The sequence below is a fragment of the Nocardia sp. CA-119907 genome, from assembly GCF_050955995.1.
Classification (GTDB): Bacteria; Actinomycetota; Actinomycetes; order Mycobacteriales; family Mycobacteriaceae; genus Nocardia.
This window is the reverse complement of sequence record NZ_CP192091.1, coordinates 7374031-7393174: the sequence shown is the minus strand read 5'-3', so window position 1 is coordinate 7393174 and position 19144 is coordinate 7374031. Positions and strand designations below refer to the sequence as shown.

17 protein-coding genes are annotated in these 19144 nt (G+C 66.2%); 14 read left to right on the top strand and 3 right to left on the bottom strand.

All coding sequences use genetic code 11. From position 1 onward, the window contains the following. Positions 1-118 precede the first annotated feature (118 nt). The 10 genes from ACQP2D_RS33130 (at position 119) to ACQP2D_RS33085 (ending at position 11156) form a co-directional block, all read left to right on the top strand. Positions 119-1168 (top strand): substrate-binding domain-containing protein, encoded by a 1050-nt coding sequence (locus ACQP2D_RS33130; RefSeq protein ID WP_433679842.1) that lies wholly within the window; start codon positions 119-121, stop codon positions 1166-1168. After that, a complete protein-coding gene (locus tag ACQP2D_RS33125) occupies positions 1159-2679 on the top strand; it encodes a sugar ABC transporter ATP-binding protein (RefSeq protein ID WP_433679840.1) in 1521 nt (506 codons plus the stop codon). The genes ACQP2D_RS33130 and ACQP2D_RS33125 overlap by 10 nt, the downstream gene beginning before the upstream one ends. Beyond that, the gene (locus tag ACQP2D_RS33120; RefSeq protein ID WP_433679839.1) at positions 2676-3734 is read left to right on the top strand and encodes an ABC transporter permease; all 1059 of its coding nucleotides are present in this window, start codon (positions 2676-2678) and stop codon (positions 3732-3734) included. The genes ACQP2D_RS33125 and ACQP2D_RS33120 overlap by 4 nt, the downstream gene beginning before the upstream one ends. 36 nt (positions 3735-3770) lie before the next feature. Continuing rightward, complete coding sequence (locus tag ACQP2D_RS33115) at positions 3771-4658, top strand: SMP-30/gluconolactonase/LRE family protein (RefSeq protein WP_433679838.1); 888 nt, start codon at positions 3771-3773, stop codon at positions 4656-4658. Then, entirely contained in the window at positions 4655-5269 is a 615-nt protein-coding gene (locus tag ACQP2D_RS33110) for a bifunctional 4-hydroxy-2-oxoglutarate aldolase/2-dehydro-3-deoxy-phosphogluconate aldolase (protein ID WP_433679837.1), read from the top strand. The genes ACQP2D_RS33115 and ACQP2D_RS33110 overlap by 4 nt, the downstream gene beginning before the upstream one ends. A gap of 73 nt (positions 5270-5342) precedes the next feature. Beyond that, on the top strand, positions 5343-6287 hold the full coding sequence (locus tag ACQP2D_RS33105; protein ID WP_433679836.1) for a sugar kinase: 945 nt from the start codon (positions 5343-5345) through the stop codon (positions 6285-6287). A 10-nt stretch (positions 6288-6297) separates the two neighbouring features. Further along, positions 6298-7053, top strand: coding sequence for an SDR family NAD(P)-dependent oxidoreductase (locus tag ACQP2D_RS33100; RefSeq protein ID WP_433679835.1), 756 nt, complete (start codon positions 6298-6300; stop codon positions 7051-7053). Then, a complete protein-coding gene (gene dgoD / locus ACQP2D_RS33095; protein ID WP_433679834.1) occupies positions 7050-8195 on the top strand; it encodes a galactonate dehydratase in 1146 nt (381 codons plus the stop codon). The genes ACQP2D_RS33100 and dgoD overlap by 4 nt, the downstream gene beginning before the upstream one ends. 108 nt (positions 8196-8303) lie before the next feature. Beyond that, positions 8304-10259 (top strand): amino acid transporter, encoded by a 1956-nt coding sequence (locus tag ACQP2D_RS33090; RefSeq protein ID WP_433679833.1) that lies wholly within the window; start codon positions 8304-8306, stop codon positions 10257-10259. Between the two features lie 345 nt (positions 10260-10604). Beyond that, positions 10605-11156: a hypothetical protein gene (locus tag ACQP2D_RS33085; protein WP_433679832.1), complete on the top strand. Its 552-nt coding sequence runs from the start codon at positions 10605-10607 to the stop codon at positions 11154-11156. A 149-nt stretch (positions 11157-11305) separates the two neighbouring features. Here the strand turns inward: ACQP2D_RS33085 and ACQP2D_RS33080 are convergent, their stop codons facing one another. Beyond that, a complete protein-coding gene (locus ACQP2D_RS33080; protein WP_433679831.1) occupies positions 11306-12229 on the bottom strand; it encodes an alpha/beta hydrolase in 924 nt (307 codons plus the stop codon). A 702-nt stretch (positions 12230-12931) separates the two neighbouring features. On the opposite strand from ACQP2D_RS33080, the gene ACQP2D_RS33075 reads away from it, so the two are divergent. Next, a complete protein-coding gene (locus ACQP2D_RS33075; protein WP_433685842.1) occupies positions 12932-13681 on the top strand; it encodes an alpha/beta hydrolase family protein in 750 nt (249 codons plus the stop codon). Positions 13682-13901: 220 nt separating this feature from the next. Then, positions 13902-14696, top strand: coding sequence for an alpha/beta fold hydrolase (locus tag ACQP2D_RS33070; RefSeq protein ID WP_433679830.1), 795 nt, complete (start codon positions 13902-13904; stop codon positions 14694-14696). A 327-nt stretch (positions 14697-15023) separates the two neighbouring features. On the opposite strand, the gene ACQP2D_RS33065 is transcribed toward ACQP2D_RS33070, so the two are convergent. Then, the gene (locus ACQP2D_RS33065) at positions 15024-15647 is read right to left on the bottom strand and encodes a TetR/AcrR family transcriptional regulator (RefSeq protein ID WP_433679829.1); all 624 of its coding nucleotides are present in this window, start codon (positions 15645-15647) and stop codon (positions 15024-15026) included. 120 nt (positions 15648-15767) lie between these two features. Here ACQP2D_RS33065 and ACQP2D_RS33060 point away from each other — a divergent pair, with 120 nt between their 5' ends. Both ACQP2D_RS33060 and ACQP2D_RS33055 read left to right on the top strand, forming a co-directional pair. Next, entirely contained in the window at positions 15768-16820 is a 1053-nt protein-coding gene (locus ACQP2D_RS33060; protein ID WP_433679828.1) for an aldo/keto reductase, read from the top strand. A gap of 186 nt (positions 16821-17006) precedes the next feature. Continuing rightward, positions 17007-17948, top strand: coding sequence for an acyl-ACP desaturase (locus ACQP2D_RS33055; protein ID WP_433685841.1), 942 nt, complete (start codon positions 17007-17009; stop codon positions 17946-17948). Positions 17949-18081: 133 nt separating this feature from the next. Here ACQP2D_RS33055 and ACQP2D_RS33050 read toward each other — a convergent pair whose 3' ends face one another. Continuing rightward, positions 18082-19116, bottom strand: a complete 1035-nt coding sequence (locus ACQP2D_RS33050) for a PucR family transcriptional regulator (RefSeq protein WP_433679827.1) — start codon at positions 19114-19116, stop codon at positions 18082-18084. Between the last annotated feature and the right edge of the window lie 28 nt (positions 19117-19144).

Below are 19144 nucleotides of genomic sequence, written 5' to 3'. Positions count from 1 at the left end.
CGCAGACGTTACCCGAGCACTTCGGCCAACAGTATTTACAACCGTTAGCGGAAGTCCTACTGTAACCCAGGTCACCACCAGACGCCGAGTGCGCGGCAGATCACACAAGGAGCGCCCCATGTCCTGGACCCACCGAAGCCGTTGGACCAGAGCCGTTTTCTGCGGGGTATCGCTCGCACTAGCCGTGTCGGCCTGCTCATCCGGCAAGGACGACAACTCGAAGGCGACCGGGCCGCAACACACCAGCGGCCCGATCAGCCTGGTGTATGCCCAGAAGCAGGGCGATCAGGAGTACTTCATCGGCGAGGCCGATGGCGCCAAGGCCAAGGCCAAGGAATTGGGCATCGACCTGAAGGTGGTCAATCTCGGCAATGACGCGAACCGGGCGGTCACCGAGGTACAGAACTCGGTCAACCAGAAGGCCAGCGGCGTGATCGTGGTGGTACCCGATCCGTCGGTCGGCCCGCAGGTCGCGCAGCTGGCCAAGGCCGGTGGCGTCGCGCTGCTGACCTCCGATGACCAGGTCTGTGCGAACGGTCCGGATCCGGCGTCCTGCGCCAAGGACAATCTCGTGCCCCGGGTGGGCTTCAGCGGCACCCAAATGGGCACCGAGGTCGGCACCCGCGCCGGTCAGGACTTCAAGAAGGCGGGATGGAAGCCGGAGGAGACCGCGATCATCGACGCCTGGAAGCAGGACGTGACCGTCTGCACCGACCGAGTGAAGGCCAATCAGAAGGCATTCCGGGAGGCCGCCGGTGTGGATGTCAAGGTGATCGAGGTCGGCACCGACAACACCCCATCGGATGCGCAGAACAAGATCTCGGCAACGGTGTCGGGCAACCGGTCGGTGAAGAACTGGATTGTCATGGGCTGCAATGACGAGAATGTCAGCGGCGGTGTCGCTGCCATCCAGAACGCCGGATACTCCGCCGACAATGTGCTCGGTGTCGGCCTCGGCGCCTATCTGGCCTGCAAGGAATGGCGCGGCGGCAAGCCGACCGGATTCAAGGCCGCGCTGTTCATCAATGGCAAAGACGTTGGCGCGCTGTCGGTTCAGACGATCTACGACTACCTGAAGAACGGCAAGCAGATGCCGCCCGAGGCGTACGCGCCGACCAAGATGGTCGATTCGACCAACTGGCAGCAGGCGGGCGTCACATGCAGCTGACCGGACTGCGGGTGTCCGGGCTGAGCAAGAGCTTCGCCGGGGTGCCGGCCCTGCGCGAAGTGAGCCTGGATTTTCCCGCTGGTGCGGTGACCGCGCTGATGGGTGAGAACGGGGCGGGTAAATCCACCCTGATCCGCATCCTCGGTGGCGATCACCGCCCGGACAGTGGCCATCTCGAGTTGGATGGTGTGCGATTCGAGATGGCCACCCCGGCCGCCGCGCGGGCGGCCGGGATCCGGGTGATCGGTCAGGAGCCGGAGATCGTTCCGCATGTTTCGGTCGCCGAGAACGTCTACCTCGGTGCGCTGCCGCGGCGCGCGGGTCGCCTGCTCGACCGGGCGGCACTGCGCGAGCGCATGCGTACCGACCTCGCCCGACTGGGATTCGACCGTGATCTCGATCCGGACATCCTCGGTTCGAAACTCACTGCCGCACAACGGCAATTGGTGGAGATCATGCGGGCGCTGACCACCGACGCCAAGGTGATCGCATTCGACGAGCCGACCTCCTCGCTCTCGGACCATGAGACCGAATCGCTGTTCGCGCTGATCGGCCGATTGCGGGAGCAGGGCCTCGCGGTCATCTATGTGTCGCACCGGATGCGGGAGATCTTCCGGCTGGCCGACCGGGTCGCGGTGCTGCGCGACGGCGCGCTCGTCGGCGAGCGGGCGACCGGCGAGACCACCGATCGCGAGATCGTCCGGATGATGGTCGGCCGGGATCTGTCGACGTTGTTCGCGCGCAAGCACGGGACGCCGGGTCGGGTCGTCCTCGACGCGGATGCGGTCACGACCGACGATGTGTCGGAAGTGAGCCTGCGGGTGCGCGCCGGTGAGGTGGTCGCGCTGGCCGGACTTGTCGGCGCGGGCCGCTCGGAACTGGCCGGTGCGCTCGCCGGTGATCTGCCGATCCGCTCGGGGGAAGTGCGGGTGGACGGTAAGAAGCTGCGCCTGCGGCAGCCGCGGGATGCGGTGCGGGCCGGATTAGGGTATGCGCCGGAAGAGCGCAAGGCGCAGGCGCTGCTGCTGCATCGCGGTGTGCGGGACAATATTTCGCTCGCGATGCTCGACCGGTTGCGGCGGCTGCGGTTCGTCCGGCGCGGCGCGGAACGGCGGCTGGCTCGGCAGTACGTCGAATCACTGAGGGTGCGAACACCTTCCATCGAGCAGGAGGTGCGCAAGCTCTCCGGCGGCAATCAGCAGAAGGTGGTGCTGGCCCGCTGGCTGGCGCGCAAACCCAAGGTGCTGATCTTGGACGAACCGACCCGCGGTGTCGATGTCGGGGCGAAGGTCGAGATCTACCACATCATCGAGGAACTGGCCGAATCCGGCGTCGCGGTGCTGGTGATCTCCTCCGAACTTCCCGAAGTGCTCGGCCTGGCCGACCGGATCGTCGTCATGCAGCACGGCCGGGTCACCGGCGAGCTGGACCGGGGCGAGGCCAGCGAGGAGGCGATTCTCGCGCTGGCCATGGCCGCAGACCTGTCGCATACATCTCGAGGAAACCCATGACAGACCAACAACTCTCACTCCCGGTGGAGACCGCCGCCACCGCGCCGCCCTCGATCCTGGCGCGCGGTGCGGCCACGCTCACGCCGCGGCGTCTGGTGCAGGCGATCGGCAGCGGCAATCTCAGTCTGATCGGCGCGCTCGCGGTGGTGGTGGCGATCTTCGCCTGGCTCAACGACGGCTATCTCGATCCGGCGAATCTGGCCGGAATCGGTGAAGCGGTCACGGTTTTCGGTCTGCTCGCCGTGGTGCAGACGGTGGTGATCATCTGTGGCGCACTCGATATTTCGGTCGGCTCGCAGGCCGGTGTCGCGTCGGTGATCAGCGCGATGGCGTTCACCGCGACCGCCGACAATGCCTTCCTGGGCATTCTGGCGGCGATCGGTGTCGGGCTGGTGCTCGGGTCGATCAATGGGCTGATCATCGTCTATGGTCGCGTCAATCCGGTCATCGCGACGCTGGCCACACTGGCCGCGTTCAAGGGCGTCGCGCAGTTGATATCCGGCGGTAAGGCTCAGGGTTTCGTGCTGGGCAATGATGTGTTCATCTTCATCGCCCGCGGCAAGATTCTCGGTTTGCCGGTGCCGGTGGTCATCCTCGCGGTGGTCGCGACCGGCATGCATGTGCTGCTCAAATACACCGATATCGGCCGCAATATCTACGCCATCGGCGGAAATGACACGGCCGCACGGCTTTCCGGAATCAACATCAACAAGTACCTCATCGCGGTATTCGTGCTGGCCGGTGCGGTGGCGGCCGTGGCAGGAATCATCCTGACCGCGCGGACCGGCTCCGGACAGCCGGTCTCGGGCAGTGAAGGGCTCGAGCTGAAGGCGATCACCGCGGCGGCACTGGGCGGATGTGCGTTGAAGGGCGGCAAGGGCACCATCGGCGGCACGCTGCTCGCCGTTGTGCTGCTCGGTGCCTTGGACAACGGGCTCAACGTGGTCGGGGTGAATACCTTCTGGCAGAACGTCGCTCAGGGTTCATTGCTGGTCGCCGCGGTCGTCATCCAGCAGCGACGCAGCGGGGAACGCGCGGTCGGGCTCCCGACGTAGCCCGCCGCCGTTGCCAACTCACACCAGGAGCAAACGATGATCGAACTGCAAGCCGACCGGTGCTCGCCGCGGCCCGGCAGACTGTGTGAAGGACCGGTCTGGGATGACCGCACCAATGAGCTGTTGTGGGTCGATATCCCGGCCGGGCGCATCCATCGTGCCGCCCTGCGCGACGGCGACCTCGAACGCCGTTCCACCGTTGCGGTGGGCAGGCGGGTCAGCGCGGTGGTGCCGTGTGCATCGGGCGGGCTGATCGCGACCGCTGTCGACACCTTTCTGCATATCGCCGATGACGGGACGATCACCGAGGTCGCGGCACTTTCCCTGCCCGAGGACGGGGTGCGTCGACGCATGAACGACGCCAAGGCCGACCCGCGCGGTCGGCTGTTCGCCGGGACCATGTCGGAGGACGAAATCGTCGGCACCGCCGCGCTGTATCGTCTCGACCCCGATGCGACGGTGCGCATGGTGCGCGAGCAGGTGACGATCTCCAACGGTCTCGGCTGGAGCCCGGACGGCACCACGCTGTACTACGCCGACAGCCCGACGCATCGGGTCGATGCCTTCGACTACGACATGGCCACCGGCACATTCAGCGGTGGCCGGACCTTCGCGGAATTCCCGGATGGTCTCCCCGATGGTTTGACCGTGGACACACGGGGTTTCGTCTGGGTCGCGGTCTGGGGCGCCGGACAGGTGCGTGCGTTCGACCCCGCGGGCCGACCGCACGCGGTCATCGATATCGGCCCGCCGCAGGTCTCCAGTTGCGCCTTCGCCGGACCGGATCTGGATGTCCTCGTGATCACCACCGCCGCGGAAGGTTCCGCGGCACCGGGTGCGGGCTCGCTGTTCACCTGCAGGCCCGGTGCGACCGGACTCTCGACGAATACGTACTCCGACGCGAGGTTGGTGAGCAACCCATGACGACCGAGCACGACCTGCCCCTCGATCTGCCGGTGATCGCGATTCTGCGTGCCCCGTCGGCCACCCGGTTCGCCGAGGTGACCGCCACCCTGCACGAGGCGGGCATTACCGCGGTGGAGTTCACGCTCAATACCCCCGGCGCGCTGGACGCATTGCGCGACAGCTCCGGATTCGCCCACCCGGTCGGCGCGGGCACGGTACTCACCGCCCTCGATGCCACACGAGCTGTGGACGCCGGTGCGGCGTATCTGATCACGCCGACCGTGTGTCCCGAGGTGATCGCCGAAGGCCGCCGCATGGGCGTCCCGGTGATCTGTGGTGCGTTCACACCCACCGAGATCCACAGCGCCTGGACCGCGGGCGCCGCCATGGTCAAGGTGTTCCCGGCCTCGGTCGGCGGACCCGGATATCTGAAGGCGATCCGGGGTCCGCTGCCGCAGATCCCGCTGGTGCCGACAGGAGGAATCGGTCTCGCCGATGTCAGAGCGTATCTGGATGCCGGTGCCGAGGCACTCGGCATGGGCTCGCCGCTCGTCGGTGATGCGTGCACCAGCGGTGATCTGGATGCGTTGCGCGAGCGCGCGGCTGCTGTGCGGAAGGCATTGCTATGAGCACTGCTGTTTCGCGGGATGGGATTGCCTCGATTGCCATCATCGAAGCTGTCGCCGCGCGAAAGTCGCAGCTGTGACGGGCGGATTGGTGACACTCGGCGAAGCACTCGGTGTCGTCGCCGCCACTGAGCCCGGTCCGCTGGCTCCCGGTGCCGCACTGCGCATGGATTTCGCGGGTGCGGAAGCGACGGTGGCCATCGGCGTTCGCAGGCTCGGCCACGACAGCGCATGGGTGGGTAGCGTCGGTGCCGATGCCATCGGCACCATGGTGCTCGACCGGCTCCGCGCCGAACGCGTCGATACCTCGCGGTGCCGGATCGATCCGGAACTGCCCAGTGGTCTGATGCTGCGCGAGCGCCGCACCGCCGACCACATCCGAGTCACCTACTACCGCAAGGGTTTCGCGGGTTCACGACTGTCGGCTGTCGATATCGACACCACCCAGATCGCCGCCGCGCGCGTACTGCATCTCACCGGAATCACCCCAGCTCTGAGCCCATCCGCCCGCGACGCCGTCCACACCGCACTCGACGCCGCCGTCGATGCCGGAGTGACCGTCTCACTGGATATCAACTATCGCCGCGCACTGTGGTCGGAAGCCGATGCCGCGGTGGAGCTTTCGAAGCTGGTCTCCCGAGCCGATATCGTCTTCGGCGGCACCGATGAAGCGGCCCTGCTCGTTCCGGCCGCGAGCCCGGCCGCCATGGCGGAATCCCTTGCCGCACTCGGCCCTTCGCAGATCGTGATCAAACTCGGAGCCGAAGGCGCACTCGCACTGCACAACGGCGAGCTGATCCGGCAGCCCGCGGTCGCGGTCCGCAGTATCGACCCGGTAGGCGCGGGCGACGCATTCGTCGCGGGCTACCTCGCCGGAGTGCTCGACAACGGGTCCGCGCGACACCGCCTGCGCTTGGCCGCCACCTGTGGCGCATTCGCCGTATCCGTACCCGGTGACTGGGCGGGACTGCCGTCGCGGCACGAACTCGGCCTGATCACCGGCGCCGACATCAACCGATGAGGGGAAGAGCATGAGTCGTCTGGCAGACCGGGTCGCGGTCGTCACCGGGGCCGCATCCGGCATCGGTGCGGCCACCGCCCACCGGCTCGCCGCCGATGGCGCCATGGTCGTCATCGCCGATATCGCCGAACCGGCGGGGCGCGAGGTCGCCTCGAAGATCCGCGCGGCGGGCCATCGGGCCGAATTCGTCAGCTGCGATGTGTCCTCGGAAGAGTCCTGGATCGAACTCCGACATCAGGTCAACGAGCTGTTCGGACCGCTGGACTTCTTGTGCAGCAACGCATCCCAACAGGCCACCATCCCGGCACACGAGCTGACCCGCCGGGCTTGGGACGACGGTCTCGCGGTCAATCTGACCCCGCTGTTCCTCGGCCTGCGCACCTTCATCGACGATCTGCGCGACCGCGGCGGCAATGTGGTCGCGATCTCCAGTGTGCACGCACAATTCGGCCTGCCCGGCTATCCGGTCTACGCCGCCGCCAAGGGCGGGCTGACCGCACTGGTCCGACAATTGGCCGTGGAGTACGGACGCGCCCGCGTCCGCGTCAATGCCGTGCTGCCCGGCCCGATTCTCACCCCGGTATGGGACGACGTCGACGAGGCGGGTAGGCGGCTGTCCGCCGCGGCCACCGCCCTGGACCGGATGGGCGCGCCCGAGGAGGTGGCCGCCGCCGTCGCCTTCCTCGCCTCCGACGACGCCTCCTTCATCACCGGCGCCAACCTGGTCGTCGACGGCGGCTGGAGCGTGCGAAAGGAGTCCCGGTGAAAATCACCGCACTCACCACCTATCTGGTCGCGCCGCGCTGGTGCTTTCTGAAGATCGAGACCGACGAGGGCATCACTGGCTGGGGCGAGCCGGTAATCGAGGGCCGCGCGCACACCGCCGCCGCCGCCGTCGACGAATTGGCCGACTATCTCATCGGCAAGGATCCGATGAGCATCGAGGCGCACTGGCAGGTCCTCACCAAGGGCGGCTTCTACCGGGGCGGGCCGATTCTGTCGAGTGCGGTGGCCGGCATCGACCAGGCGCTGTGGGATATCACCGGTAAGGCGCTCGGCGTGCCGGTGTGGCAGTTGCTCGGCGGCGCGGTCCGCGATCGGATCCGGGTGTACAGCTGGATCGGCGGCGATCGTCCCGACGACGTCGCCGCGGCCGCGCTGGAGCGAAAAGCGCAGGGCTTCACCGCGATCAAGATGAACGGCTCCGCCGAACTGGAGCCGATCGATACACCACGCGCGACCCGGGAGATCGTCGACCGGGTGGCCGCCGTGCGCGCGGCGACCGGTGACGAGTTCGATATCGCCGTCGATTTCCATGGCCGCCTGTCGATTCCGATGGCGCGGCGGGTGCTGCCCCTGCTCGAGCCATATCTCCCCTTCTTCGTGGAGGAACCACTGGTCCCGGAATGCAGTGCGCAGATCGGCGAGATCACCCGCGCGACGAGCATTCCCATCGCGACCGGCGAAAGACTGTATTCACGCTGGGATTTCAATGCTGTGCTCGATCAAGGCATTGCCGTAGTGCAACCCGATCTATCGCACGCCGGCGGCATTTCCGAGGTCCGGCGCATCGCCGCGCTGGCCGAAAGCCGGGATGTCGCGTTGGCCCCGCATTGTCCGCTCGGCCCGATCGCCCTCGCCGCCAGCCTGCAGGTCGGCTTCACCACCCCGAATCTGCTCATCCAGGAACAAAGCCTCGGCATCCACTACAACACCGGCTCCGACCTCCTCGACTACCTGCTCGACCCGGCCGTCTTCGCATACCGCGACGGCTATGTCGAACTGCTGCGCGCCCCCGGCCTCGGCATCGAGATCGATGAGCAAGCGGTGGCGCGCGCCGCCGAGCAGGGCCATCGATGGCGTAACCCGATCTGGTATCGAAAGGACGGGTCATTCGCCGAATGGTGATGTGTCCCAGCCGCACGGGGCCTCGTTGTCCGACGGAGAGTTCCCGTAGATTTGCGCGGGGTCGGAGATCATCCGGCGTAAACCGGACGAATCTCGCAGGGGAATGTCATGACCACAACCCAGGAGCGAACGCGCTCGCCCTTCTCATCCTGGCTATTGCAGGGCGCGACCGACGAGCGGTATTCCCAGCATGCGGGTCCGATGCGCAAACCGGGCAATGCCGAACACGAGCGGTCCTGGTGGCAGGTGATGTGCCTGACCGGTGTCGACTACTTCTCGACCCTGGGATATCAGCCCGGTATCGCGGCCGTCGCGGCCGGTGTGCTGTCACCGCTGGCCACGCTGGTGCTGGTCGCACTGACGCTGTTCGGTGCGCTGCCGGTGTATCGGCGGGTGGCGCGGGAGAGTCCGCACGGCGGCGGCTCGCTGGCCATGTTCACCCAGCACCTGCCGCGCTGGACCGGCAAGATCTTCATCCTGGTGCTGCTCGGATTCGCGGCCACCGACTTCGTCATCACGATGACGCTGTCCGCCGCCGACGGTGCCGCGCATATCGTCGAAAACCCTTATGTCCCTTCGGCTCTGCACGATCACAATCTGCTGATCACACTGGTCCTGCTGGCATTGCTCGCCGCGATCTTTCTGAAGGGCTTCGCGGAGGCCATCAAGATCGCGGTAGCGCTGGTCGCGGCGTACCTATCGCTGAATGTCGTTGTCGCCGTGGTCGGTTTGTATCAGGTACTCACGGCGAGTGACCTGGTCGTGGACTGGACGCATGCGCTGACCGTCGAACACGGCAATATCGCGGCCATGATCGGCGTCTCGCTTCTGGTGTTCCCGAAGCTGGCGCTCGGGTTGTCCGGATTCGAGACCGGTGTCGCGGTAATGCCGCAGATCAAGGGCGCGCCAGGCGATTCCGAGGACGATCCGGTCGCACGCATCGCCGGTGCGCGCAAGCTGCTGACGACCTCCGCCCTGATCATGAGCACCTTCCTCATCGTGACCAGTTTCATTACGGTCGTGCTGATTCCGGAGCAGGAGTTCGAAACCGGCGGATCCGCGAACGGCCGGGCCCTGGCCTTCTTGGCGCACAAATATCTCGGCGATGTCTTCGGCACCGCCTATGACGTCAGCACCATCGCGATCCTGTGGTTCGCGGGTGCTTCGGCCATGGCCGGACTGCTGAATCTGGTGCCGCGCTACCTACCCCGGTACGGCATGGCGCCGGAATGGGCGCGCGCGGTGCGGCCCCTGGTGCTGGTATTCGCGGTCATCGCCTTCGGTATCACGTGGTACTTCGACGCCGATGTCGACGCGCAGGGTGGTGCGTACGCGACCGGTGTGCTCGTGCTCATCACCTCCGCCGCAGTCGCGGTGACCCTGTCCGCGGCGCGAAAAGGCCAGCGCAACAAGGTGTTCGGCTTCGGCGTGATATCGGCGGTCTTCGTCTATACGACCATCACGAATATCTTCGAACGCCCCGAGGGGGTGCAGCTGGCATCGCTGTTCATCGTCACGATCATCGCGGTGTCCTTCATCTCGCGCGCCCGGCGCTCCTTCGAATTGCGCGCCATCGAGGTGACTTTCGACGAAACCGCCGCCGCGATGATCGACCGGGCCGCGGCCGAGGGCATGATCCGCATCGTCACCCACGATATCGACCAGCGTCGGCCCGAGGAGTACCGGGAAAAGGAGGCCGACCAGCGTCTGGAGAGCCACATTCCCGCGGACGCCCCCATCCTTTTCCTGGAGGTCATCGTCCGCGACGCCTCCGACTTCAGCACCGACCTGCGAGTGACGGGACTCGAAGTGGCGGGCTATCGAATCCTCAGCGTCGAAGCCACCGCCATCCCGAACTCCATCGCCGCGATCCTGCTCGCCATCCGCGACCGCACCGGCCTGGAACCACACGTGTATTTCGAATGGACAGAGGGCAATCCGCTGGTCAACCTGCTCAAATTCCTCTTCGTCGGCGAGGGGGAGGTCGCACCGGTGACCCGGGAGATTATTCGCCGAGCCGTGCCGAATCCGGCCGAGCGCCCGCACGTCCACGTCGACAGCTAGCCCATCAGTCGACCCGCGCGGTCGGCAGGGGAACGTATTCGCCGAGTTGGGTGAAGTTTTCGTTCACCCCGCTGGCTCGCGGCATCATTCCGCCTCGGCCTGTTCGTTGCCGTTATTGCAACGGTGAAAATCTGCGCCCGGGTAGCTCGCGCGTCGATTCCGCATCGTTTTCCGCGACACGCGCGGAATACGGGAAATTCGGGCAAATCCCTAGGGGGCGAAAACAGACCAAAATTTGGAAATTCGGTTACCTATCGACATTAGTTAATTAGCCGGCGCATGATTGTAGTTGTCTGGGTGCCATTTGTCGGGGGATCAAAGGAATCGCCAAGGATTGGAAGGCAGATGTTCATCAAGAAATTGCTCGCGACCGCGTTTATGGCCGTCGCGGCAACCAGCATAGCCACGGCCACCGCACAGGGCGAAGCCGCGCTGGCGGATGTCAGCTTCACCGCTTCGGATGGCCCGATCGCCTACACGACGAGTCTCGCGGCCGATCACACCAGCGCTCTGGTGACCCTCGCCTCCGGCAGATTCGTACTCGCGCCGGATGCGGTCACTGTGCTTGCGGACGACGGCGCGATAGTCGGCACTATCCCGACGACACTGCGCACCGACGCGGGGCAGGCGCTCGCGGTGACACCGGGGCTGGACAGCACCAGCACGCAACTGACCCTGACACCGGTCGGCGGGCCGTCCGATGAGGTCATCACGTCGCAGAATATGCCCGGTGTGCATCAGGCATGGGGCCCGATTTCCATTGCCGTCGGTGCGACCATCGGCTGCCTGGTGGGCGTTGCGATCGGGATCTGGTTCTTCCTGGTCGGAGCCATCCCCGGATGCGCAATCGGCGCAGCCGTCGGTGCCGCGATCGGCTTCTTCTCACCGTTCCCGTGATCGGTGGATCAGCGGAGGTAATCGAACACAATGATCCGCGGGCCGGGCGACCATTGGCCGCCCGGCCCGCTTCTATATCCGCCCGTCGAGGAACCTGAGCGTGTCGCTACCCGACCGCGGGTTCCGCGGCTCGCACTCGTGAATGACCGTTACACGCCGAGCGCACCGAGAATCATCGGTCGCGCCGTCGCGAGTGCCTGCTGCCAGTAGGGCCAGGTGTGTGTTCCGTTGACGATGTCGATTCGGGCGGCAATTCCCAACGCCGCCGCACGATCGCGGAACATCTCGGCGGATATCTCCGTAATCGCCTCCAGGCCCATCGCGTTCACCGTATTCCCCACGCCGTACGGAAGGTCGAGTGGACCCGGCGTCCCGTTGCCCGTCCAGAGGTAGATCGGCAGTCCGCGCAGCAATTCGGCCTGTTCGGTGGCGTCATTTCGGTTCCATGCGGGATCCCCGACCGGGCCCCACATATCGTCGAGATTGAAGTTGCCCTCGTCCACCATGGCGGCGCGCATCGCTTCGTTCCAGAGCGGAAATGTCGGGTGCACGAATCCCGAAAAGGATCCGGCGAATTTGAACTGGTCGCGATGGTGGCCAGCCAACGTCAGTGCCGCACTGCCGCCCATGGAGGCGCCGACAATGGCGTTGTTGGTACGTGACACGCCGAACCCCTCTAAGAAGGCAGGCAGTTCCCGGGTGAGGAAGGTTTCCCACTTGTACGTGGTCGCCTGATTGTTGGTACTACTCGGTCGATACCAGTCGGTGTAGAAACTCGACCGACCGCCGACCGGAAACACCAACGTGACGTTGTCGCCCGCGAACTGGCGCAGCGCATCGGTGTCCGTCGTCCACTGACTATGGTCGTTCGGCGCACGGAGACCGTCGAGCACATAGAGTGCCGCGCTCCCGCCGCGCGCCGCCCACTGCACCTGGAGTTTGATCGGCCCCATGCTGGACGGCGCGAAAAGTTCCTCGAAACCGCCTGCTGGCGTGCGCACTATTTGTGTGTCCGGCGGATCGGCGACAGCCGCTGCCGCACCGATCCATGACACCAGCACAGCTGTCGCCATGACAATGCCGATTCTGCTCAGCAAACCATGAACTCCCCGCTCGTCCCTTGTTCGCGCTGTCACGTCCACTCGCACCTCCTGCTCGTTTTCTGACAAGTTGCCGAACGGACCGAATTCCGCCGCCATCCAGGCCGGGTTGCTTCGTGTGTGCCTGTACCCCCGTGCGCTCGGAATCGGGGATAGCCATCATAGATTGTGCCCGCATTTGCTCTCGAGGCTGGGAAATCGGGATCAGACGACCTGGATCAGCGGCACATTCGTTACCATTCGGCCGCAGTTACGGATGGGATGCGGCAGCTGCCTGTATGCCGAATTGATCGCCAGGAAGAATGGTTCGGCAGGCGACCCTGGACGCCCTGCAGGCACTGCCCGCATCTCGGCCGGGGTGGCACGGCACCGGCTTGATGTGACAGGTATCGGCGTCCATATTCCGCCGTTTGCCGATACCGCCGCCCGCTGCGTTGGCGCACGTCGCACCTCGATCTGCCGGACGTATGGACATGTACCGGAAGAAAATGATTGGGCGGGATGCGGTTCGGGCTGTTAATGTGCCCGAGACCGTGTATCGCGCGAGGAGGTGAGACCCATGAACGCTGTATCCGTATGGGTGCTCCCTTGTTCGTCACGGTCGGGCGATTGACGTAGGTGTCGCCGGGAGCGCCTGAAACAAGGCAATCCCGAAAGGCAACATCTGTGCATTCTGTGCATTTCACCGCGGAGACATCATCGAATGGTGTCGTCGAACGCGACTTCACGGTGGGGGAGGTCCCCGGCGTGCTCTTCTCGCCCGAATCCGGCTCCGAGCTGGCCCCCTTGGTGCTGATGGCACACGGTGGCGGCCAGCACAAGCGAGCTCCTGGAATCGTCGGTCGCGCACACCGTTTCGTGACCGGCTGCGGCTTCCATGTCGCCGCGATCGATGCGCCCGGACACGGTGGCCGGCCTCGAACGGCGGCCGATGAGCAGCACATCGCCGCGCTACGGCAGGCACAGGCGGCGGGTGAGCCGCTCGGCCCACATGTCGTGCGGATCCACATCGACCTGGCGGAACGTGCCGTCCCGGAATGGCAGGCGACCTTGGATGCCCTGCAGCAATTGCCGCAGATCGGCGCCGAAGGGCCGGTCGGCTTCTGGGGCATCATGCAGGGCACCGGGATCGGGGTGCCGTTGACGGCGGTCGAACCGAGGATCACCGCGGCCGTCTTCGGCTGCCTCGGGCAGGAATCCCTGACCGAGGCGGCAGCGCGGATCACCGTCCCGATCGAATTCCTGGTCCAGTGGGACGACGAGCACATCGATCGTCGATCCGGTCTCGCATTGTTCGACGCCTTCGCCTCGAAGGAAAAGACATTGCACGCCAATGCGGGTGGACATGGCGAGGTGCCCGGATTCGAGGTCGACAGCGCGGCCCGATTCTTCGCCCGGCATCTCGGCGGCACCGCACCGGCCTGATGTGACAGGTATCGGCGTCCGGTCATCAGCCGGTCGCCGATACCGCTGTCGAACCTCGTCGGCCCCGCCGGTGATGACAGGGCTCGGTCATCCAAAGCGCCTGCGACGCAGCACATCCTCCCGTGGGTGGAGGAAATATCCGCTCGCGGCAGGACGGCCCGATAGCGTTCGGCCGTAGCGTTTTCCCCGTGACCGATGAACTGTGAATAGACTTGGGCCCGTGCGGAAAACGGCGAAGGTCAACGATGACCAACTGGTGAGCTTTATCGATCACGGCGGCACCGGGCCCGCGGTGTTGCTGCTGCACAGCTACCTCATGGACGCCGATATGTTCGCCCCACAGGTGCAGGCGTTCGGCGGGGCGTTCCGGCTCATCGCGATGGATGAGCGCGGTCACGGTGGTACGCCGGCCGAGACTCCGTTCACCTATTGGGATGTGGCTCGCGACGCGCTCGGCCTGCTCGACGAGCTCGGGGTGGCCCGGTGCGCGGTGATCGGCACGAGCCAGGGCGGGTTCATCGCCCTGCGCATGGCACTGCTGGCGCCGGAGCGGGTGGCCGCACTCGCGCTGCTCGGCACCTCGGGCAGTGCGGAGGATCCGCAGGTAGCCGCCGGGTACCGCCAAGCGGCCGCCGCTTGGCACGAAAACGGTCCGACCCAGGAGTTGCTCGACCTCAATGCCGCGATCTGCCTGGGCCAGCACGACGCGACAGAGTGGCAGGCCAAGTGGCGGCGGCTGTCCGGGGACCACATCGACCGCGTGCTCACCCCACTGGTCGAGCGGGACAGCGTGCTCGACCGCGCGCCGGAGATCGCCTGCCCGGCACTGGTCCTGCACGGTTCGGCCGACGCCGCCTACTCCGTCGACCGCGCTCGCGAGCTGGCAGCGGCCCTGCCCAACGCCGAACCACCAGTGATCATCGACGGCGGCGCGCACTTCCTGAGCCTCACCGACGCCGAAGCCGTCAACCCACACCTGGGGGCATTCCTCGACCGGGCACTGCACGTCGAATAGGACGGCTCTGCGGTCCGCACGGACCTTCCGTGCGACCAAAAGCCCTGTGCCGCAACCCTCTGGGTGCAGCCAGCCACTGTCATCGCGGGCGTGCTGAGTGCCCAGGCGGTGGTTCCCGAGCTCACTGCTCCTGCATCGTTCGAGGAGGAGTGGCCCGACACGAACGGGGGCGCGAGTTCGGCTCGGCGTGGTCGGCGGGCGCGCTTCGTGACGCATGGCCGGCGTCCGGTGTGGCCCGCGGTGTTCGCCGGTCCTCACCTCATCGTCGGTCAACTTCGTCAGCACGAACAGCGGTCGGCCACTGGCACCGTCATCGCGGCAGGTGCCTCAGGTCGCTCGACCGCCAGGGGCGCCGTACCGCAACCCGTCGATGAGCAGGTCGACCATGCGCTGGGCGTGGGCGTTATCGGCGGGTAGGCACAGGTTGGCCACCGCTTGCAGCAGATCGTAGGGCTCGATATCGGCGCGGATCGAACCTGCGGCCGCCGCCGACTCGAGCAGCGATCCGAGAGCGGGCACGAGGTGCTGCTGGAAGTAGGCGGGTAGGGGCTCGAAGGCGGGATCTCCCGAGTGCAGCGCCGCGGCGAGTCCGCGTTTGGTCGCGATGAAGCTGGTGTACCGATGCAGCCAGCGCACCAGTGCCGCATCGGGCTCGTGCTCGGCCGCCAGGGTGGAGGCCGCATCGGCGCAGGCGTCGACCTCCTGTTGAAAAACGGCCACGACGAGGTCGGAGCGCTGCGGGAAGTGGCGGTAGATGGTGCCGAGGCCAACGCCCGCCCTGACGGCGATCTCGCGCACCGGGGCGTCCACGCCCGAGACGGCGAAAACAGCCTTGGCCGCGTCCAGCACCGCGGTGATATTGCGCTGCGCATCGGCGCGTACCCGACGTCCCGACGCACCCCGCGCGGTACCGGATGCGCCTGGGGTGTCGCCATGCTCGATCTCGCCCACTCCGCTCCTCCTCTTGCCATACCGGAACAATGTTCCGTATAGTTCTGGAACATCGTTCCGCTTGATTGATGGTAGGCCACGCACGCGGTGCCGACCATCGACCCCGCCATGAGGAGAGCCATGAACTACCGCACGCTGGGCCGAACCGGCATCAAGGTCAGCCCGTACTGCCTGGGCGCCATGATGTTCGGCGCAGTCGGCAACCCCGACCACGACGATTCGATCCGGATCATCCACAAGGCCCTGGACGCGGGCATCAACTTCATCGACACCGCCGATTTCTACTCACGCGGTGAGTCCGAGACGATCGTCGGCAAGGCCATCAAGGACCGCAGGGACAATGTCGTGCTCGCCACCAAGGCGCATCTCCCCATGGGGGAAGATCCCAATCAGCAGGGGAATTCGCGGCGCTGGCTGGTGCGCGCGCTCGACGATTCGCTGCGCCGACTGCAGACCGATCATGTCGACCTGTTCCAGGTCCACCGTCCGGATCCGTCGGTCGATGTGGAGGAAACGCTCTCGGCACTGTCCGATCTGGTGCGCAGCGGCAAGGTCAGGGCCATCGGCACGTCCACGTTTCCCGCATCGGACATCGTCGAGGCGCAGTGGGTCGCCGAGCGCCATGGTCTGCAGCGCTTCCGCAGCGAACAGCCGCCGTATTCGATCCTCAATCGCGGCATCGAGCGCGAGGTGCTTCCGGTCTGCCAGCGCTACGGAATGGGCACGCTGGTCTGGAGTCCGCTGGCCGGGGGCCTGCTCACCGGCCGCTACCGCAGGGGCCAGCAGCCCAACAGTCATCGGGCCGGCTTCGGCTTCCGACATCTGCGCGACGAGCGTCGGCTCGACGCTATCGAGCAACTCATCCCCGTCGCCGAGGCCGCCGGGATGTCGTTGACGCACCTGGCGACGGCATTCGTGATCACCCACCCGGGCGTGACCTCGGCGATCATCGGCCCGCGCACCATGGACCAGCTCGACGACCTGCTCGCCGGTGCCGAGACGATCCTGAGCGACGACGTGCTCGACCGGATCGACGCCATCGTGCCGCCCGGCACCGATATCGGAATGCTCGACATGGCCTACGACCCACCCGCCATCGAACAGGCCCGCCTGCGCCGTCGCCCGACCGACGAGCGCGCCGCCAGCGCGGATATCGTCCCCAGCTACCAGTGATCCCCAGCTACCGGTGATGCTTCCGCCGCCGCACTTCCTTCGGTCGGCCACTCGGTTGATCGACCGAAACCGGTGCACCAACCCGATCGCGCTCGTCTAGGGTTGGATGCGGCGAACTCGCACAGTCAAAGATGCATGAACAGCGGTACGTTCCGTGGTCTTCTCCACCGAATCGAAAGGCGCTGCATAGCAATGGATTTGACGCAGATCGAGTTACTCACCGAGTTGGAGCCGGTGGTGGCGACCAATGTCGACCGGCACTTGGCCACAGTCAAGGACTGGTGTCCGCACGATTATGTGCCCTGGGACGAGGGTCGCAATTTCGCGGCAATGGGCGGCCAGGATTGGGATCCCGAGCAATCACGGCTGTCGGAGGTCGCCAAGGTCGCGATGATCACGAATCTGCTGACCGAGGACAACCTGCCCTCCTACCACCGCGTCATCTCGGAGAACTTCTCGCAGACCGGTGCGTGGGGCACCTGGGTCGGCCGCTGGACCGCCGAGGAAAACCGCCACTCCATCGCCATGCGTGACTACCTGGTATGCACCCGCGCCGTCGATCCGGTCGCCTTGGAGAACGACCGGATGGTGCATCTGACTCGCGGTGTGCACGCGCCGCCCGGCTTCGGCGGTGTGCTCGATCAGGTCGCGTATGTGACGTTCCAGGAGTTGGCCACCCGGGTCAGCCATCGCACCACGGGCCGCGTCTGCGACGACCCGATCGCCGACCGGATGCTGCAGCGCATCGCCGCCGACGAGAACCTGCACATGATGTTCTATCGCAACATCACCGGCGCCGCGTTCGACATCGCTCCCGACCAGACGATGGAGGCCGTGACCGGCATCGCGAAGACCTTCGCCATGCCGGGTACCGGAATGCCGAACTGGCGTCGCAATGGCGTGTTGATGGTCAAGCACGGGATCTACGATTTGCGCCAGCACTTGGACGAGGTGCTGTTGCCGGTCCTGCGAGTCTGGGATGTCTTCCAGCGAACCGATTTCACCGCGCGCGGCGAGCGCAGCCGCGAAGAACTCGCCGAGTACCTCGACAAACTCGGTCGCGATGTCATCCGCTTCGAAGAACAGCGCGACCGTATCCTCGCCCGCGAGGCGGCACGAGTCGGGTAACCCACCCTGGACGTCACGGTCACTCGACCGTGACATCGTGCCCGGATGGGCGCCCGAACGCGCTGGTCGCGGCATCCCGCGGGCTCAGGGGCGGTCGCGCAGTTCCCGACCGATGGCGTGGGCGAGGACTTCCCTAGTCGTCGAGCAGCCGCCATGCGGTGAGGGCGAGCCTGGCCCGTATCAGTCCGGTGGGGTCGGTGAGTTCGAAGCCGAGGGTCTTGCCGATCTGTTCGAGGCGGCGGGCGACGCTGCTGTGGTGCAGGTGCAGCGTCTCGGCGGCCCGGCGTAGTGAGCCGGTTGCGCAGTAGGCGTCCAACGTATCCAGATCGTCCGGGTTGTCGGCCATTCGGGCGATCGCGGCGACGTCGGCGTTGTCTCGCGCGGCGTCTCGGGGGACCTGTGCGAGCAGCGCCAGCGCGCCCAAGTGGTCGTAGTGGACGATCGGTTGGAGCGCGGTGCTGAAGCGCAGGGCGGTGCGGCCTTGCCGCCAGGACCGGTCGGGGCTGGCGGTGGCCCCGATGCCCGCGCGGACACCGGCCGGAAACCGGGCCGGATCCACGGTGGTGGCCAGGATGACGCCCACCTCGGCGACCGGTGCCGCCTTGACCGGACGGTTCGGGCAGATCAGGCCACCGATGTGGTCGAGCGGAAGCCGCGACCGTACGGCGATGACGCGCACCGGAACATCGGCGGTGAAACCCAGGAGCCGCAGCGCTCGAGCTCTGGCCGCATCATCGCTGTCGGCGCTGATCACCAGTTCGACCAGGGCCGGGTCGGCCATGGTGGTGCGGGCCGGGCCGTAGCGCTCGACGACCGTCGCGACGGCAATGGCGAGCCGGTCCAGCAGCACTTCATCGAGCGATCCGGATGGGCCGGTGCGCTCCAACCACACCGTGCCGATCTCCTCCTCGTCCAGTGTGATCGGCGTCGTGCTGAACGCGGGAGGCGGCGGTGCCGATGCTTCTCGGCCGTCGGGCGAGAATCGGATCACCTGTCCCGTGCCGTGCAGTCGGACCCCGGCCACACATTCGGCCATGCCCGCCGAGGCTCGGGTGAGCGCGGGGAGATCCACCCGTCGGCGCATCAGTGTGTCGTAGAACATCACAACGCGAAGCGCGCCTTCGGCTTCGGTATCCAACTGCGACAGCCGACGGACCAAGGCATCCATCCCAGGAGGATATGCGGCGATCGTCGCG

Bases quoted from the DNA above. Each gene is read 5' to 3' on its own strand.
- ACQP2D_RS33130 (WP_433679842.1), top strand. From the start codon at position 119: ATGTCCTGGACCCACCGAAGCCGTTGGACCAGAGCCGTTTTCTGCGGG.
- ACQP2D_RS33125 (WP_433679840.1), top strand. From the start codon at position 1,159: ATGCAGCTGACCGGACTGCGGGTGTCCGGGCTGAGCAAGAGCTTCGCC.
- ACQP2D_RS33120 (WP_433679839.1), top strand. From the start codon at position 2,676: ATGACAGACCAACAACTCTCACTCCCGGTGGAGACCGCCGCCACCGCG.
- ACQP2D_RS33115 (WP_433679838.1), top strand. From the start codon at position 3,771: ATGATCGAACTGCAAGCCGACCGGTGCTCGCCGCGGCCCGGCAGACTG.
- ACQP2D_RS33110 (WP_433679837.1), top strand. From the start codon at position 4,655: ATGACGACCGAGCACGACCTGCCCCTCGATCTGCCGGTGATCGCGATT.
- ACQP2D_RS33100 (WP_433679835.1), top strand. From the start codon at position 6,298: ATGAGTCGTCTGGCAGACCGGGTCGCGGTCGTCACCGGGGCCGCATCC.
- ACQP2D_RS33090 (WP_433679833.1), top strand. From the start codon at position 8,304: ATGACCACAACCCAGGAGCGAACGCGCTCGCCCTTCTCATCCTGGCTA.
- ACQP2D_RS33085 (WP_433679832.1), top strand. From the start codon at position 10,605: ATGTTCATCAAGAAATTGCTCGCGACCGCGTTTATGGCCGTCGCGGCA.
- ACQP2D_RS33080 (WP_433679831.1), bottom strand. From the start codon at position 12,229: ATGGCGACAGCTGTGCTGGTGTCATGGATCGGTGCGGCAGCGGCTGTC.
- ACQP2D_RS33060 (WP_433679828.1), top strand. From the start codon at position 15,768: ATGAACTACCGCACGCTGGGCCGAACCGGCATCAAGGTCAGCCCGTAC.
- ACQP2D_RS33050 (WP_433679827.1), bottom strand. From the start codon at position 19,116: ATGGATGCCTTGGTCCGTCGGCTGTCGCAGTTGGATACCGAAGCCGAA.